Below are 16923 nucleotides of genomic sequence, written 5' to 3' on the forward strand. Positions count from 1 at the left end.
AAGCGTCAGGAGCGTGGAGTCTCGAGGATCGGCACATACGTCTTGCCGTCCTTGAGGTGCCCGGGAGGCAGGACGTGGAAATCGCAGCGGCCCGTCTCGATGTCCTTCTGCATCGCCCGCTGGCGATCGTAATCGAAGGGATCGAGCAGGAAGGTCGGCTCGGGCAGCTCTCCCCCGGCCGGCAGAGTGAGGTCGCTCTGATAGACGAACGAGCCCGGCGAGGTGTGGAACGGCACGGTGGCGACCAGGATCTTCAGCGCGCCGAACTCGGTGTGCACCTTGAGCGCGCTGTTGTCGTACTGGGTGACGCCGTCCAGCTTCTGCGCGCGGTAGGAGGACAGGGCCAGCGCCTTCGCGGCCTTGCCCAGCCCGACCGCGGGCATCAGCGACCAGAGCGACCAGCCCACCCAGCGGCCCGGCTCGGCCGACGGCGCGGCACAGTAGCCACCGACCGGCACCGGACCGCGGTAACCGCTGGCCCGCATGTCGGCCTGCACCTTGCGCAGCAGCTGCTTGACGTCAGTGTCGAAGCGGAAGGTGGACCGCTCCACCATCGCCTCGAACTCGTCCTGCGGCAGGCCGGCGATCAGCGCCGCGGCCGGCATCAGGATCAGGTCGACCATCACCCACTGCGGCATCGGGATGCCCCGGTCACCGAACGCGATGCCGTTGATCACGTTGAACAGGTTGAGGAACTCACGGATCGACCAGTCCTTCTCCGCGGTGTCGGTGAAGTCCAGCCAGGTGAGCTTGTGCCCGTACGGATGCTCGTTGAGGTGTGGCCGCAGTGTCTCGTTGGAGGCGAGGAAGAACTCGACCCCGTGCCCGGCCAGCTTGTCGGTGTGGTCGGCGAAGTCCGGGAAGCGGGACTCCACCGCGGGTGTGAAGGTCATGAACGGCTCTCCTCACGGTGGTCGGTCTCCGACCGGCTCCAATTGCCCAGTTTCTCGGCCAGGGCGGCACCCGAATCGGACCCGTTGTCCCTGGCCACCACGAGGATCGTGTCGTCGCCGGCGATGGTGCCGACGACATCCGCCAGGCCGGACCGGTCCAGCGCGCTGGCCAGGAACTGCGCGGCACCGGGCGGGGTACGCAGCACGGCGATGTTGCCGCTGGAATCCACACCGGTGAGCAGCTCCCGCAACAGCCGGATCAGCCGCGCCGGGCCCTGGCCGGTGGTCTCCCGCAGCGGCCGGTGCCCGTCCTCGGGAATGTAGTAGATCCCGCTCACCTTGACGGCGTTCAGCTCCTCCAGGTCACGGGAGAGCGTGGCCTGGGTGACCTGCACACCCTCGTGGGCGAGGATGTCGGCCAGCTCGGTCTGCGACCTGACCCGCCGGCCGCGGATCAGGTCGACCAGGCGGGCGTGCCGTCCCGCGCGGGTGACCGGGCTGCTCATGCCGGCGCCCCGCTGCGCCGCGCACCGATCGCAAGACCGCTCATTGCCCGTTCGCCGCCAGGAGCCAGTGGAGCAGGGCCTTCTGGGCGTGCAGGCGGTTCTCGGCCTGGTCGAAGACGGCGCTCTGCGACCCGTCGATCACGTCGTCGGTGATCTCCTCGTTGCGGTGCGCCGGCAGGCAGTGCAGCACGATCGCCTCCGGCGCGGCCGCCGCGAGCAGTTCCTTGTTCACCTGGTACGGCCGGAACGGGGTGAGCCGGTCCTTGCCGTCCTCCTCCTGGCCCATCGACGTCCAGGTGTCGGTGGCCACCACGTGCGCCCCGTCGACCGCCTCGCGCGGATCACGAACCACTTCGACCGAACCGCCGGTCCAGGCGGCGATCTCGGCGGCCCGGCTCACCACGGCGGGCGCCGGATCGAACCCGGAAGGCCCGGCGACCCGGACGTGCATGCCGGCCGTCGCACCGGCGATCAGGTACGAGTGAGCCATGTTGTTGGCGGCGTCACCCACGTAGGCCAGAGCGCGGCCGCTCGTACTGCCGAACCGCTCGCGGATCGTGAGCAGGTCGGCGAGCAGCTGGCAGGGGTGGTAACCGTCGCTCAGCGCGTTGATGACCGGTACGCCGACCCCGGTGGCCAGCTCGGAGAGCCGCTCGTCGCCGTGGGTGCGGTAGACCATCGCGGCCACGTACCGGGAGACCACCCGGCCGGCGTCGGCGAGGCTCTCACCGCGGCCGAAGTGGGTGTTCTGGGAGTCCACGATGATTGGCTGACCGCCGAGCTCCGCGATGCCCGCCTCGAACGAGAGCCGGGTGCGCAGGCTGGCCTTGTCGAAGAAGACCGCGACCGAGCGTGGGCCCGCCAGCGGCTTGTATCCGAAACGGTCAGCCTTCATCTCGGCGGCCAGATCGAGAACCTCCGACTGCTCCTGCGGTGAGAGGTCGTCGTCGCGGAGGAAATGGCGCAGGGTCACCGGATACCGTCCAGGGCAGCGATCAGGGCGTCCGCCTGATCGGAGGAGATGATCAGGGGCGGGGCGAGCCGGATCACGTCCGGCTTGGCCGGGTTGACCAGGAAACCGGCGTCGAGCAGCTTCGCCGCGACGTCACCGGAGACCGGCTGGTTGAACACGATGCCGAGCAGCAGGCCGGCACCGCGGACGTGGTCCACCAGCGGGTGACCGAGCGCCTCGATGCCGCGGCGCAACTGCTCGCCGACACGCTTGACGTGGTCGAGCAGGCCCTCATTGGCGATCGTGCGGATCACCGCGAGGCCGGCGGCGCAGGAGACCGGGTTGCCGCCGAACGTGGTGCCGTGCGAACCCGGCTGGAAGAGGTCGGCCGCCGCGCCGAACCCGATACAGGCGCCCAGCGGCAGGCCACCGCCGAGCCCCTTGGCCAGCGTGACGATGTCCGGCTCGACACCCTCGCTCTGGTGGTGGAACCAGTGGCCGGTACGCCCGATGCCGGTCTGCACCTCGTCGAGCGCGAGCAGGGCACCGTGCCGGGTGCAGATCTCGCGGGCGGCGGCCAGATAGCCGGCGGGCGGTACGACGACGCCGTTCTCACCCTGGATCGGCTCGAGGATCACCATGGCCGTCTCGCTGGTGACGGCGGACTCGAGGGCGGCTGCATCTCCGTACGGAATATGGCTGACCTCGGCCGGCAACGGCCGGAACGGCTCCACCTTGGCCGGCTGCCCGGTCAGCGCGAGCGCACCCATGGTCCGGCCGTGGAACGCTCCCTCGGTGGCCACGATGTGGGTCCGGCCGGTGAGCCGGGACAGCTTGAACGCCGCCTCGTTCGCCTCGGCGCCGGAGTTGGTGAACAGCACCCGCCCGGCGCGGCCGGCCAGCGCGAGCAGCAGATCGGCGAGAGCGACCGGCGGCTCGGAGATGTAGAGGTTGGAGACGTGCCCCAGCTGCTGGATCTGGTGTGTCACCGCGGCGACGACGGCGGGGTGGGCGTGACCGAGGGCGTTGACGGCGATGCCACCGAGGAAGTCCACGAACTCCCTGCCGTCCTCGGCGGTGAGCACCGCACCCTCACCCTTGACCAGGCCGATCGCGGGGGTGCCGTAGTTGTTCATCATCGATGACTGCCAGCGTTCAACGAGGCTCATGATGGCACCACCATCGTTCCGAATCCTTCTTCCGTGAAGACTTCGAGCAGGGTCGAATGGGCGACGCGGCCGTCGACGACGTGGGCGGCGGGCACTCCGCCGCGGACCGCGCGCAGGCACGCCTCCATCTTGGGCGCCATGCCGGACTCCAGCGAGGGGAGCAGCTTCTCCAGCGCGTCGGCGTCGATCTCGGAGGTCAGCGACGAGGTGTCCGGCCAGTTGGTGTAGAGGCCGGGCACATCGGTGAGTACGACCAGTTTGCGGGCGCCGAGCGCGACGGCGAGGGCCGAGGCGGCGGTGTCGGCGTTGACGTTGTGCAGTACGCCGTCGGCGTCCGGTGCGACGGTGGCGATCACCGGGATCCGGCCGGCGGCGATCAGGTCGTCCACCGCCGAGGTGTGCACCTGGTCGACGTCGCCGACCTGGCCGATGTCGACCGGCTCGCCGTTGACCACCGCCTGCCGGCGGACCGCGGTGAACAGGCCCGCGTCCTCGCCGGAGAGGCCGACCGCCAGCGGGCCGTGCTGGTTGATCAGGCCGACCAGCTCCCGGCCGACCTGACCGGTGAGCACCATCCGGACCACGTCCATGGCCTCCGGGGTGGTGACCCGCAGGCCGCCGCGGAACTCCGACTCGATACCGAGCCGCTTGAGCATCCGGCTGATCTGCGGACCGCCGCCGTGCACCACGACCGGCTTGATGCCGACGTGCCGCAGGAAGACCATGTCGGCGGCGAACGCTTTTTGTAGCTCCGGGTCGATCATGGCGTTGCCGCCGTACTTGATCACGACGGTGGTGCCGTGGAAGCGCTCCAGCCATGGGAGCGCCTCGATCAGGATCGCTGCCTTCTCCCCCGGCGACGTTGCTTTTCCCTCCGGTGCCTTCATGAGGAGTACGCCGAGTTCTCGTGTACGTAGGCGTGGGACAGATCCGTGGTCCAGATCGTCGCGCTCAGCTCACCCTCGTGCAGGTGCACAGTGATCGTCACGTCCCGTCCGGAGAGGTCCACCTTCGACCGGTCCTCGGCGGCCGCACCGCCACGGCACACCCAGACGCCGTTGACCGCCACGTCCACCCGGTCCGGCTCGAAAGCCGCGCTGGTGGTGCCCACCGCCGCGAGGATCCGGCCCCAGTTCGGGTCGTTGCCGAACAGTGCCGTCTTCACCAGGTTGTTGCGCGCGACGGTACGCCCGACCTGCACCGCGTCCGCCTCGCTGGCCGCGCCCGCCACCTCGATGGCGACGTGCTTGGTGGCACCCTCGGCGTCGCCGATCAGCTGCTGGGCCAGGTCGTGGCAGACCTCGGTGACAGCGGCGGTCAGCTCGGCGAGCGACGGCTGCCGGTCGGAGGCGCCGCTGGCCAGCAGCAGCACGGTGTCGTTCGTCGACATGCAGCCGTCCGCGTCGATCCGGTCGAAGGTGAGCCGGGTGGCCTCCCGCAGCGCGGCGTCGAGCGTCTCGTTGTCGGCCGACGCGTCCGTGGTGATCACCACGAGCATGGTGGCCAGGGCCGGTGCGAGCATGCCCGCACCCTTCGCGATCCCGCCGACCGTCCAGCCGTCCCGCTGGACGACCGCGTTCTTCGCCACCGTGTCGGTGGTCATGATCGCCTCGGCGGCTCGCGGGCCGCCGTCGCCGGCGAGCGCCTTGGCGGCGGCGTTCACGCCGGGCAGCAGCTTGTCCATCGGGAGGAGCTCGCCGATCAGGCCGGTCGAGCAGACCGCCACGTCGCCGGCACCGATCATCATCGGCTTGGCGCCCGCCTTCGTACCGTTGCGCAGCACCGCCGCGGTGTGCTCGGCGGTGGCGTGCGTGTCGCGGAAGCCCTGCGAACCGGTACAGGCGTTGGCACCACCGGAGTTCAGGATGACGGCGCGGACGACGCCGCCCTTGAGCACCTGCTGGCTCCAGAGAACCGGCGCGGCCTTGACCCGGTTGCCGGTGAAGACAGCGGCAGCCGTGTAGTCCGGCCCGTCGTTGACGACCAGGGCGACATCCGGGTTGCCGGCGGGCTTCAGGCCGGCGGCGACACCGGAGGCCCGGAAGCCCCGCGGAGAGGTGACGGTCACTGCATTCCTCCTGCGATAGGGCTGGCTGTCACGTTCTGCCCGGCCACCTTCACGGCGCGACCGTCGGCTTTCACCGCGCGACCGTCGGCTTTCACCGCGCGACCGTCGGCCTTCACGGTGCGACCGTCGACCTTCACGGTGCGACCGTCAGCCTTCACGGTGCGGTTCCGAACACCGACAGGCCCGTGGTCTCGGGCAGACCGGACATGATGTTGGCGACCTGAACGGCCTGACCCGCGGCGCCCTTGCCGAGGTTGTCGAGCGCGCTCACCACGATGATGCGGCCCGAGTCGATGTCGACAGTGGCCTGCAGGTGGCACGAGTTGGAACCCGCGGTGGCGGCAGTGTGCGGCCAGCTGCCCTCGGGCAGCACGTGCACGAAAGCCTCGTCCGCATACGCCGCGAGCAGCGCCTCACGCGGATCCCCGCCGTTGAGCCGGCGGGCGGTCACCGTGGCTAGGATGCCGCGCGGCATCGGTGCCAGGATCGGTGTCATCGACAGCGTGCTCGCGCCGGTGGCCTGCTTGATCTCGGCGACATGCTGGTGAGCGCCGACCTTGTAGGGCGAGAGGTCACCCATGACCTCACTGGCCAGCAGGTTGACCTTGGCACTGCGCCCGGCGCCCGAGGTGCCGGAGCTCGCCACCACGACGACGTCCTCCGGGTCGGCCACTCCGGCGGCGATCAGCGGCGCCAGCGCGAGGGTGATCGTGGCCGCATAACAACCCGTGTTCGCCACCCGGTCGGAAGCGGCGATCGCGGCACGGGCGCCGGGCAGCTCGGGCAGACCGTAGGTCCACGTGCCGGCGTGCCCGCCACCGTAGTAACGCGTCCACTGCTCGGCGCTCTCCAGCCGGAAGTCGGCACCCAGATCGACCACCTTCACCCCGGCCGGCAACTGAGCCGCCACGGCCGCCGACTGCCCGTGCGGAAGCGCGAGAAAGACCAGGTCAGCACCACCCAACGTCTCAGCGTCGGTCGCGCCGAGTGTCAGGTCCAGGCCGGTCAACTGCGGATGTACGGCACTGACAGCCGAACCCGCCTGACTGTGCGCCGTCGCCGCGACCAGATCGAACTCAGGGTGCCCGGCGAGCAGGCGGAGCAACTCGCCCCCCGCATAACCACTTGCTCCCGCGACCGCGACCCGGATTCCCATACTTACCTCCGCATGACTATGCAAAGAACCGTATCAACCCGCACGGCGCCCGGGCAACCGAGAAGCGACGCCGATCACCCGCCAGGCGGTTCACCCCCTTATCCTCACAAATCCCCCATACTCCACCACGGCCGAGTGCCCTACCCGAACCAGCTGGCCGTGAGAGGTGCCCATAAGGGCCCAAGGCCCCTCTCACCGCCAGCCAGCGAACCCAGCTGGCCGCCAGGGGCCCCTTCAAGAGCGCAAGGCACCCCTGAGCGCCAGCCGACGAACCCAGCTGGCCGTCAGAGGGGCTTTTCAGAGCGCAAGGCCCCTCTCACCGCCAGCCGGGAAAGCCAACTGGCCGTCAGAGGGGCTTTCGAGAGCGCCGGGCACCACTCAGCGCCAGCTGAGCGCGGCGCGGCGCGGCGCGGGGCGGGGCGGCGCGGCGCGGCGCGGGGCGGCGCGGCGCGGCGCGGGGCGGGGCGGCGCGGCGGGTGGAGGAGGCGGGGGGGCACTCAGATGTTGTGGAGGCGGACCCAGGTCTGCCAGGCGTCGAGCCAGTGGGTGCGCGCCGCCGCCAGCGACTCGATGCGGGCGTGCGCGTGAGCTCCAGGCTGGGAGCCCTGGCGCCGTAACCAGGCCATCTGGGCGACCCGGCTGGGCACGTTCGGGCTCAGGCCCGTGGTGAACAGCAGCGTCTCGGAGATTGCCAGCTCACGCAGCCCCTCCTGGTCGCGGAACCAGGCCGCCTGATGCTGCAGGTTCGTCAGCTGGTCGATCATGACCTGGATCGTCCGCTGGGCCTCGGACTCGGGCTGGTCGGCCAGGTCCGCCTGGCGCAGGATGGCCGCGCGCCAGAGTGCCGGCCAGTTCTCCGGCGACCGGGGTGCCGGGCCGCCGTCGGTCATCCATGCCGCCCGCTCGCGGTCGGAGCGCAGCACCTCGTCGACCAGCAGGCGGTGCGGCTCGCCCTGGATCTCGCGGGGCTCGGCCGGCGGTGCGGGCTGCCATGCCGGGGGTGCCGGGACGATCGAGGTGAGTTCGTGGAGTTCGGGGTCGGCGATGGTGCGCAGCGCGACCGAGGAGTGCCAGTCGTGCGCGACCACGGTGATCTCCAGGTCGCGCAGGGAGCAGCGGAGCGCCCACCAGCGGTCGCCGGCACGCAGGAGGTGGCCCGCGACGGTACGCCCGTCGACGGTCACCGCACCGTCCTCGCCGAACCATTCGACGGCGGAGGACCGGTCCTGGCGGATCCGCATGTGGTGTTCCAGCGCCTCCCGCAGCGGACCGGCGGAGATCGTGGTGCCTCCCCAGCGCGCGGTTTCGACGGTGACCCAGGAGCCGGGGACGTCGGCGGCGCCGTAGGTGACGGAGACGTTGCTGACCGCACCGTTCCAGGACTCCCAGCCGCCGAGCCGTCCGGGTGGCAGGGTGTGCATCCCGGCCAGGACGGCCACCGGCAGCGGTCGCCGTCGCAGCGCCCGGAGCAGCTCGTCGCGACTGCTTCGGATCAGCTCATCGGGACGACGCTGGGGTTCGAACTCCACGAACAGCACCTCCTTCGTCACTGCCAGTGTCGCACTGTCCCCATAGGACCATGCCAGAGGGCGAACCACCCTTTTCAGCGATGGGCGACCTGAGCCAGAGCCAGCCCGAACCACGATCGGGGGTCGGTCCACCAATGGCGCAGCTCGAACCCCGCCTCGGCCAGTTCCCCGGCCAAGGAGTCCCGGCGAAACTTCGCCGAAATCTCGGTAAGCAGATCCTCACCATCCGCGAACTCGACCGTCAAGTCCAAGTCGTTGATTCGTACAAATTGATCTCTTCGGGACCGGAGCCGCATCTCCATCCACTCCGGCCCGGGCGACCAGACCGCGACGTGCTCGAACGCCGACGGGTCGAAATCGGCACCCAGCTCACGGTTGATCACCCGCAGCACGTTGCGGTTGAAGTCGGCGGTCACCCCGGCCGCGTCGTCGTACGCCGGAACCAGCACCGCCGGGTCCTTGACCAGGTCAGCACCGAGCAGCAGCCATTCACCCTCGTGCAGCACCGCCCGCAGCCCGGCCAGGAACGACGCCCGTTCCACCGGTTCCAGGTTGCCGATCGTACCGCCGAGGAACGCGACCATCCGGCTGTCACCGTCCGGCAGGTGCTGCAGGTGCCGGACGAAGTCGCCGACCACCCCGCTCACGCTCAGCCCCGGGTAGGTGTCGCTGAGCGCCGCCACGGCCGCGGAAAGCGCCGCGTCGGACACGTCGAGCGGGACGAACGAGCCGAGCGTGCCGTGGCCGAGCATCGCGTCGAGCAGCAGCCGGGTCTTCTCCGACGACCCGGAACCCAGCTCGACGAGGGTTTTCGCCTCGGTGATCCGGGCGATCTCGGGCGCGCGCAGGGTGAGGATCGCCCGTTCCGTACGGGTCGGGTAGTACTCCGGCAGCCGGGTGATCTCCTCGAACAGCTCGCTGCCCCGCGAGTCGTAGAACCACTTGGGCGGCAGCTTCTTAGGCGCGGCGGTCAGTCCGGCACGCACATCGGCACGCAGCGACCGGGCCAGGTCTTGATCGTCGAGCAAACGGATCACGACACTCCTTGAGAGAAGCGGATCAGGAAATCCCCAGCGAGGTGACCTCGATGCTGGAGACGGTGGCGACAACAAGGGAACTGTCCGGAATCGAGCGCCAAGCTGGATGCGCGTCGAGCGGTTCGGAGGCGATCAGAACGGCACCGGAGCGGGCGCGGGCCGACAGCGAGTGCCCGACCGTCGTCGCGATCAGCTGGGAGCCGTCGGTGAGCAGAAGGTTGAGCCGGGATCCGGGCGCGGCGGCGGCGACGTCGCGGACCACTTCCGCCACGGCCTTCGCCGGGGGTTCACCGCAGCGCAGCTTTGCCCGTACCAAAGCCCACAAGATCGCGGAGTCGGTGGGCGCGTCCAGGGTGAGCAGGTCTTGGACCGCCAGCTCGCCCGCGAGGCCCGTGACCGCTTCCGGCCAGCCACGCACCACGCCGTTGTGGCTGAAAAGCCACCGCCCGTCGGTGAAGGGCGCCGCAGCGGTCTCCACCACCGGCAGGCCCACTGTCGCGGAGCGCACTGCCGCGAGGACCGCGCCCGCCGAGGTGGCCGCGGCGAGCTGCGGCAGCGACGCGTCCGTCCAGATGGGCATCGAGCTGCGGTAACGCACCGGCGCATCAGCACCGGGCGGCCACCATCCGACACCGAAACCATCCGCGTTGATCGTGCCTCCCCCGCGCATGTCGCGCGGCGCCCACGCCTGCGTGGCCAGCGCGTGCGGCGGATCGAACAAAAGATCATGCAGCGGTACGGGCGGACCGAGATAGCCCAGGTGACGGCACATCACGCGTCCCGGGCGCAGCGGAAGCCACTGAAGATCTGGCGGCGGATCGGGTGGTCCCAGTTGCGGAAGGTGCCCCGGCAGGCGGCCGCGTCGGTGCCGAACGAGCCACCACGCAGCACCCGGTAGTCACCGCCGAAGAACACCTCGGAGTACTCCCGGTACGGGAACGCGGCGAACCCCGGATAGGCGTGGAACCCGGACGACACCCACTCCCAGACGTCGCCGATCAACTGGTGCACACCGAGCGGCGAGGCACCCGCCGGATAGCCGCCCGCCGGTGCCGGCGCGAGGTGCCGCTGACCGAGATTGGCATGTTCGGCGCCGGGCGGATCGTCGCCCCACGGGAAGCGCCGGGACCGGCCGGTCGCCGGGTCGTGGCGGGCCGCCTTCTCCCATTCGGCCTCGGTGGGCAGGCGTTTCCCGGCCCATGCCGCATATGCCTCCGCCTCGAACCAGCACACGTGCACCACCGGCTCGTCCATCCGCACCCGCTCCACCCGGCCGAACCGCCGGTACGCCCACGAGTCGCCGTCCCGCACCCAGTGCAGCGGCGCCACCAGGCCGGCCTCCCGCCGGTGCGCCCAGCCACCCGGGCTCCACCAGCGCGGATCGTCGTAGCCACCGGCGTCGATGAACGCCGCATACTGCCCGTTGGTGACCGCTGCCACGTCGATGAAGAACGACGGGACGTCGACGGGATGAGCGGGTCGCTCGTTGTCCAGCGCCCACGGGTCGGTGTCGGTGCCCATCACGAACCGGCCGCCCGGCACCAGCACCTCCCCGGTCGCCGCCACGTCCGGCTGCGGCGGCGGTGGCGCGGTCAGCACCGGCGAACCGGCCCTCAGCTGGTGCGTGGCGAGCATGGTCTCGTCGTGCTGCTGCTCGTGCTGGACGATCATGCCGAACGCGAAGCCGCCGTCGAGCAGCCGCCGCTCCGGCTCGAAACGCACCCGGTCCAGCACGTCGAGGGCCTTGTCGCGGACCTGCGCCACGTAGGCGCGCGCCTCGGCCGGGTCGAGCAGCGGCAGGGCCGGCCGGTCCCGGCGGGCGTGTTTGAACGCGTCGTACAGCTCGTCGATGTCGCGGCGCACCGGTTCCCGGCCGCCGACGTCGCGGACCAGCCACAGTTCCTCCTGGTTGCCGACGTGCGCCAGGTCCCAGACCAGCGGCGACATCAGTGGGGAGTGCTGCTGGGTCAGGTCGTCGTCGTCGACGGCGTCGGTGAGCAGTGCCGTGCGGGCCCGGGTGCGCTCCAGTTCGGCGGCGATGGTGAGCCGCAGGTCCTGGGACATGCGAGGGGCTCCTCTCAAAGACGGAAACGGAGACGGAGGCGGAGAAAGAGACGGAGTCAGGCGGTCTTCATCAGCCGTCCGGACACGGCTGGGTAGAGGCGTCGGGAGACGATGTCGGTGACCGTGTCGCGGACCGCGGGCGGCAGGCCCGTCCGCTCCAGATGCCGGCAGGCCAGGTCGGCGAGGCCGGTCGCGGAGATCCGCACGGTGTGGTCGGCCAGGCCACGGCGGGCAGCCGCGTGCCATCGCCCGGCGGAGGGCGCCGCGACGTCGCGGGCGCAGTCGGTGAGGCTGTCGTCGGAGAGCAGCGTGGCGATCACCGCCAGCGGGGCGATCCACTCTGCGCCCGGCTGGGTGTCGAGGTAGCGGACTTCGAGGTAGCCGCGGGGGCGTACCGGTGGGAAGAGGGTGCCGAGGTGGTAGTCGAGGTCGGCAACGGTCGGCGGGCGGCCGACCGGATCACCGCTGCGGGGTGTCCCGCGGCGACCTCCGATCCGGCGGGCGACGAGCCGGCCCGGGCCGAGGCGGCGGCGTTCCATCCCGCCGGCCGCCATCCAGTCGGCGAACGTGGTGCCCGGCGGAGCGTCCCACCGGCCGTCGTCGCGCCGCACGCAGAGCAGCGGGGCGTCCAGCGCGTATCGGGCCCACGCCTCGCCCGTGTCGCCGGTCAGCGGCACCGGGCCGGACCTGCGCTGGTCGATGCCGAACCAGGTGGCCATCCGGGCGGACGCCCAGCCGGTGTCACGCCCGGCGTGGAACCGGGAGTTCGCGAAGAGGGCGAGCAGGGCCGGGCCCCACTCGTTCAGGGCCGCGAAGCGCTGGGTGGCACTACCGTCGAGGCAGACCTGCAGGCCGGCGGTGCTGCCCATCATCGTGCGCCCGGGTGCGTCGAAGGCACGCTCCATCGCCGCGTAGCGCGGGGTTTCGAGGATTCGCCGCGGCGACCGGTACGGGTCGATCCCCCGCTCACCCAGGACGATCCCGGAGCGGGCCAGCAGCTCGGTGAGGGTGGCGTGATCGGCGGAGACGGCGGCGTGCAGGTCGCTCAGGGAACGGGCCGGAGCCGAGGAGATCTCGACCTGGCCGCCGGGTTCGACGGTGACCGTGCCGCCGGACGGCAACGGTACGGGGTGCGGGTTGCCGAGCGAGAGCGGTGCGTGCTCACCCAGCGCGGTGGCCAGCTGATCGGGTCGCAGATAGGCGGACCCGTCGGTGGCGTGGTGTGTTGTCCATTCCAGTTCGGCCCCGATGAGCCTCGGCGGGCCGGTCTTGAAGCAGATGCCGGAGATGTGTTCGATCGCTTCGCTGGTTCGTCGAAGAACCCTGTCAGCCGAACCCAATGGCCCCCCTCGCCGGTCACTCAAGGTGATTGCTCAACCTCGATGAGTACGGTCTCCTGAGGACCATACCGGCATCCGGGTAAATCCGCCTCCCCGGACAGATGGCCGTAGATCTAAAAGTTCCGGAACCGGGGCGGGGTGCCGGAACCGGTTCCGTACTGGAAGACTCCCAACCGTTCGTGTTCGTCAGACCGGAGGCACGCATGCCCGCAGACTTCCCATATCAGGATTCTTCGCTCCCCGTGGAGGCGCGGGTCGAAGATCTGCTGGGGCGTATGACGCTGCCCGAAAAGGTCGGCCAGATGCTCCAGCTCGACTCACGGCAGGACCTCCCGGAAATCGTCCTGGAGAAGCTCGCCGGCTCGATCCTGCACACCTCACCCGCCAAGCTGGTCGAGGCCGCTGAGCTGGTCGCACAGACCCGGCTCCAGATTCCGCTGCTCACCGCGGAGGACTGCATCCACGGCCACGGCTTCTGGCCCGGCGCGACGGTCTTCCCGACACAGCTCGCCATGGCCGCGAGCTGGAACCCCGCACTCGTCGAGCAGGTCGCCCGGGTGACCGCCGTCGAGGCGTCCGCCACCGGCATCCACTGGACCTTCTCCCCGGTCCTCTGCATCGCCCGTGACCTGCGCTGGGGCCGGGTGGACGAGACTTTCGGCGAGGACCCGTTCCTGATCAGCGAACTGGGCGCGGCGATGATCCGCGGCTATCAGGGTGGCGGTCTCGACGACCCGACCGCCGTTCTCGCCACCGCCAAGCACTTCGCCGGCTACTCCGAGACTCAGGGCGGCCGGGACGCCAGCGAGGCCGACATCAGCCGCCGCAAGCTGCGCTCCTGGTTCCTGCCGCCGTTCGAGCGGGCCGTCCAGGAGGGCTGCCGGGTCTTCATGCTGGGCTACCAGTCGATGGACGGCGTACCGATCACCGCCAACAAATGGCTGCTCAACGACGTCCTCAAGGACGAGTGGGGCTTCACCGGCACGCTCGTCACCGACTGGGACAACGTCGGGCGCATGGTCTGGGAACAGAAGGTCTGCGCCGACTACGCCGAGGCGGCCGCGGTGGCGGTCAAGTCCGGCAACGACCTGGTCATGGTCACCCCCGGCTTCTTCGAGGGGGCACAGGAGGCGGTCCGGCAGGGCCTTCTGCGTGAGGAGGAGATCAATTCAGGCGTACGCAGGATCCTGCGCCTGAAGTTCGAACTGGGCCTCTTCGAGAACCCGCGCACCCCCGACGTCGAGCGGCAGCGGGCGGTGATCGGCCGCGCCGAGCACACCGCGCTGAACCTGGAGGTGGCCCGCCGCTCGCTGGTCCTGCTCCGCAACGACGGGACGCTGCCGCTTCCCGTCGGCGACGCGTCCGCTGCTGGCGCGTCCGCTGCTGGCGCGTCCGCTGGTGGGGTGTCGAAGCGCATCGCTGTGCTCGGGCCGAACGCGCACGACGTCTCCGCGCAGCTGGGCGACTGGGCCGGCAACTCGGGCCAGGTCGACTGGATGCCGGACGGTCACCCCCGCGAGCTCACCTCCACCGTGCTCGACGGCCTGCGCGCTCTGGCGCCGGCCGGCTGGGAGGTCACGTTCGAGCAGGGTGCCCAGGTCGTCCGCCTGGTGCCCGACCCGGAGGGCGAGACGTTCCCGGACGGGCAGCCCCGGCCGCCCGTCGCCCAGCCCATCCCCGCCGACCCCGAGCAGCTCGAAGCCGCTCGGCGGGCCGCCGCCGACGCCGACTACGCGATCGTGGTCGTCGGCGACACCGTCGACCTGACCGGCGAGGGCAAGTCCACCGCCACCCTGGACCTGCTCGGCGGCCAGATCGCACTGCTCGACGCGGTCGCCGCCACCGGCACCCCGATGATCGTCGTCCTGATCAACTCGAAGCCGCACGTGCTCCCGCCGTCGGCCCTCGAAGCCTCCGCGATCATCCAGGCGTTCAACCCGGGCATGCGCGGCGGCCAGGCGATCGCCGAACTGCTCCTCGGCGCCATCGAGCCGTCCGGCCGCCTGCCCATCTCCGCCGCACGGCACGCCGGCCAGCAGCCGATCTACTACAACCAGCTGCGCGGCCAGCACGGCACCCGGTACGCGGACCTGAGCCAGGACCCGCTCTTCGCCTTCGGTGAGGGGCTCAGCTACACGACCGTCCTGTACGACGGCCTGACCATCGGTGAGCCCGACGTGCCCGCCGACGGAGTGGTGCGCGCCAGCATCCGGCTGACGAACACCGGGACCCGGCCGGCTCTGGAGACCGTCCAGGCATATGTGAGCGACCTGGTCACCAGCGTGACCTGGGCCTCCCGCGAACTGAAGGCCTACCGCCAGGTCAATGTCGAACCGGGCGAAAGCGTCACGGTCGACATCGAACTGCCGGCGGCGGTGTGCACGCTCGTCGACGCCGAGGGCCGCCGGGTCGTCGAGGCCGGCGACTTCGAGCTGCTCGTCGGCCCGAACTCGCGCCCGGAATCACTGCAGTCGGCGAAGTTCCGGATCAGCTGAGAGAACCGGCACTCCCGGTCGCGGCGATCACGCGGCGGCCGGGAGTCACTGTTCTCCAGGGCGCGGGACCGCCGCGAAGGCCCACGGTTTGAACCAGCCCGGCACGGCGCGGCGCAGGTTTTCCGGGCCGGTGAAGGTCAGGTCGCCCGAGCGGAGGGCGGAGGCCCAGCTGCGTTCACCGCGCCAGACGTCGGTGAGGCAGCGGAGATCGGCCGTGACCAGTACGTCGACCTCGTGACCGGGATCGGCGTCGCAGATGTCCGCCTCGGCCGGCGTGATCACCATCCACCAGTCGCGGAGCCGGCGCGGCGCGGCCGGGAAGCTGAACCGCAACACGGTGCGCCGCTGCGGCACCGCCTCGTGATCAACGGTGCGGTGCATGTCCCAGAGCAGCAGCTTCGGGTCGAGATCCTGATCGCCGAGCTCGGGGACCCAGCGGGTGCCCCACACGCCGAGCGCGCGCACGATCGGCTCCAGTTCCTTGCCGGCCGGGGTCAGCGAATACTCCACCTCCGAGCCGAACTGCTGCCGCTCGACAAGTCCCGCACCGGCGAGCTGCTGCAACCGGCGCGAGAGGAGCGTCGGCGACATCCGCGGCAGCCCGCGGCGCAGATCGTTGAAACGCCGGCTGCCGGCGATCAGCTCCCGGATCACGAGCATGGTCCAGCGCTCGTCCAGCAGCTCCATCGCCTTGGCGACCGGGCAGAATTGACCGTAGGACGCGCCCATGCAGCGACTTTATGCCCGGCGGACCTTGCCGGCCCGGTCCGATTGCGGACACCGGCGAACCTTGGCGGCCCCGTCCGATTGCGGACACGGGCGGTACACATCGTGTACTAGGCCGGGTGGCCCGGAACTTCCTACCGTCGGTGACATGACTATCAAAGAGAAGCATCGTGCGATGTGGGCCTCGGGCGACTACTCCGCTGTGGCCTCCGAGATCGTGGCACCACTCGGGCCGGTCCTGGTCGCGGCGGCCGGGATCGGCCCGGGGACGACGGTTCTGGACGTCGGCGCGGGAACCGGGAACGCCTCGATCCCGGCGGCGCTGGCCGGGGCCACGGTGACGGCCAGTGACCTGACGCCGTCGCTTCTGGCCGTCGGGGAACGGGAAGCGGCAGCGCGTGACGCGAAGGTCCTGTGGCGGGAGGCGGACGCTGAGGCTCTGCCCTTCGCGGACGGTGAATTCGACGCCGTCATCTCGTGCATCGGAGTGATGTTCGCTCCGCATCACTCGGAGGCCGCCGGTGAACTGCTGCGGGTCTGCCGGGTGGGCGGCACGATCGGGCTGATCAACTGGACGCCGGAGGGGTTCATCGGGCAGATGTTCGCCACGATGAAGCCGTACGCGGCACCGCCCCCGCCCGGCGTGCAGCCGCCTCCTCGGTGGGGGGATCCGGCGCATCTCGCTGAACTGTTCGGCGACGCGGTTTCCGGGGTGAAGGTGGAACGGCGGGTGCTGCGGGTCGAGCGGTTCGGCGGGGGTGCGGAGTTCCGGGACTATTTCAAGGCTCGGTACGGGCCGACGATCGCCGTGTACAAGAACATCGAGGGGGACCCGGGGCGGGTTGCGGCGCTGGACGAGGAGCTGGCGGAGTTGGGGCGGCGGCACGATGTGGGTGGCGGGGCGATGGAGTGGGAGTACCTGATCTACACAGCCCAGCGAGCCGCCTGACCTCTACCGCTCTGGGGGTGCCCGCAGCCGATGGTGCCG

The 16923-nt window shown here is 70.6% G+C and carries 15 protein-coding genes and 1 pseudogene; 2 read left to right on the plus strand and 14 right to left on the minus strand.

Annotation, left to right across the window (positions count from 1 at the left end):
- Positions 1-5: 5 nt before the first annotated feature.
- From ACFQV6_RS21090 to ACFQV6_RS21150, 13 genes and pseudogenes are all read right to left on the minus strand, one after another.
- A complete protein-coding gene (locus tag ACFQV6_RS21090) occupies positions 6-893 on the minus strand; it encodes a hypothetical protein (RefSeq protein ID WP_378029246.1) in 888 nt (295 codons plus the stop codon).
- Positions 890-1402 (minus strand): annotated as a pseudogene (locus ACFQV6_RS21095) (arginine repressor); the annotation flags it as partial. The gene ACFQV6_RS21090 and the pseudogene ACFQV6_RS21095, both read right to left, overlap by 4 nt.
- 37 nt (positions 1403-1439) lie before the next feature.
- The gene (gene argF, locus ACFQV6_RS21100) at positions 1440-2372 is read right to left on the minus strand and encodes an ornithine carbamoyltransferase (RefSeq protein ID WP_378029247.1); all 933 of its coding nucleotides are present in this window, start codon (positions 2370-2372) and stop codon (positions 1440-1442) included.
- The gene (locus tag ACFQV6_RS21105) at positions 2369-3520 is read right to left on the minus strand and encodes an acetylornithine transaminase (protein WP_378029248.1); all 1152 of its coding nucleotides are present in this window, start codon (positions 3518-3520) and stop codon (positions 2369-2371) included. Before ACFQV6_RS21105 ends, argF begins: the two co-directional genes overlap by 4 nt.
- Complete coding sequence (gene argB / locus ACFQV6_RS21110; protein WP_378029249.1) at positions 3517-4407, minus strand: acetylglutamate kinase; 891 nt, start codon at positions 4405-4407, stop codon at positions 3517-3519. The genes ACFQV6_RS21105 and argB overlap by 4 nt, the downstream gene beginning before the upstream one ends.
- The gene (argJ, locus tag ACFQV6_RS21115) at positions 4404-5588 is read right to left on the minus strand and encodes a bifunctional glutamate N-acetyltransferase/amino-acid acetyltransferase ArgJ (protein WP_378029250.1); all 1185 of its coding nucleotides are present in this window, start codon (positions 5586-5588) and stop codon (positions 4404-4406) included. The genes argB and argJ overlap by 4 nt, the downstream gene beginning before the upstream one ends.
- Positions 5585-5725 (minus strand): hypothetical protein, encoded by a 141-nt coding sequence (locus ACFQV6_RS21120; RefSeq protein ID WP_378029251.1) that lies wholly within the window; start codon positions 5723-5725, stop codon positions 5585-5587. The genes argJ and ACFQV6_RS21120 overlap by 4 nt, the downstream gene beginning before the upstream one ends.
- 17 nt (positions 5726-5742) lie before the next feature.
- Positions 5743-6744, minus strand: coding sequence for an N-acetyl-gamma-glutamyl-phosphate reductase (gene argC / locus ACFQV6_RS21125; protein ID WP_378029252.1), 1002 nt, complete (start codon positions 6742-6744; stop codon positions 5743-5745).
- A gap of 497 nt (positions 6745-7241) precedes the next feature.
- Positions 7242-8273 (minus strand): hypothetical protein, encoded by a 1032-nt coding sequence (locus tag ACFQV6_RS21130; RefSeq protein WP_378029253.1) that lies wholly within the window; start codon positions 8271-8273, stop codon positions 7242-7244.
- 74 nt (positions 8274-8347) lie between these two features.
- On the minus strand, positions 8348-9310 hold the full coding sequence (gene egtD / locus ACFQV6_RS21135) for an L-histidine N(alpha)-methyltransferase (protein WP_378029254.1): 963 nt from the start codon (positions 9308-9310) through the stop codon (positions 8348-8350).
- A gap of 22 nt (positions 9311-9332) precedes the next feature.
- Complete coding sequence (gene egtC, locus ACFQV6_RS21140) at positions 9333-10082, minus strand: ergothioneine biosynthesis protein EgtC (RefSeq protein ID WP_378029255.1); 750 nt, start codon at positions 10080-10082, stop codon at positions 9333-9335.
- Entirely contained in the window at positions 10082-11374 is a 1293-nt protein-coding gene (gene egtB / locus ACFQV6_RS21145) for an ergothioneine biosynthesis protein EgtB (protein ID WP_378029256.1), read from the minus strand. Before egtB ends, egtC begins: the two co-directional genes overlap by 1 nt.
- Positions 11375-11430: 56 nt before the next feature.
- Positions 11431-12714 carry a glutamate-cysteine ligase family protein gene (locus ACFQV6_RS21150; RefSeq protein WP_378029257.1) on the minus strand — a complete coding sequence of 428 codons (1284 nt, stop codon included), beginning with the start codon at positions 12712-12714 and terminating at the stop codon, positions 11431-11433.
- A gap of 275 nt (positions 12715-12989) precedes the next feature.
- Between ACFQV6_RS21150 and ACFQV6_RS21155 the strand changes: the two genes are divergently transcribed.
- Positions 12990-15209 (plus strand): glycoside hydrolase family 3 N-terminal domain-containing protein, encoded by a 2220-nt coding sequence (locus ACFQV6_RS21155; protein WP_378029258.1) that lies wholly within the window; start codon positions 12990-12992, stop codon positions 15207-15209.
- A 45-nt stretch (positions 15210-15254) separates the two neighbouring features.
- Here the strand turns inward: ACFQV6_RS21155 and ACFQV6_RS21160 are convergent, their stop codons facing one another.
- A complete protein-coding gene (locus ACFQV6_RS21160) occupies positions 15255-15938 on the minus strand; it encodes a winged helix-turn-helix transcriptional regulator (protein WP_378029259.1) in 684 nt (227 codons plus the stop codon).
- A 145-nt stretch (positions 15939-16083) separates the two neighbouring features.
- On the opposite strand from ACFQV6_RS21160, the gene ACFQV6_RS21165 reads away from it, so the two are divergent.
- A complete protein-coding gene (locus tag ACFQV6_RS21165; RefSeq protein WP_378029260.1) occupies positions 16084-16884 on the plus strand; it encodes a class I SAM-dependent methyltransferase in 801 nt (266 codons plus the stop codon).
- The last annotated feature ends 39 nt before the right edge of the window (positions 16885-16923 follow it).

Origin of the sequence: Actinoplanes sp. GCM10030250 (assembly GCF_042666575.1) — a bacterium.
Lineage (GTDB): Bacteria > Actinomycetota > Actinomycetes > Mycobacteriales > Micromonosporaceae > Actinoplanes.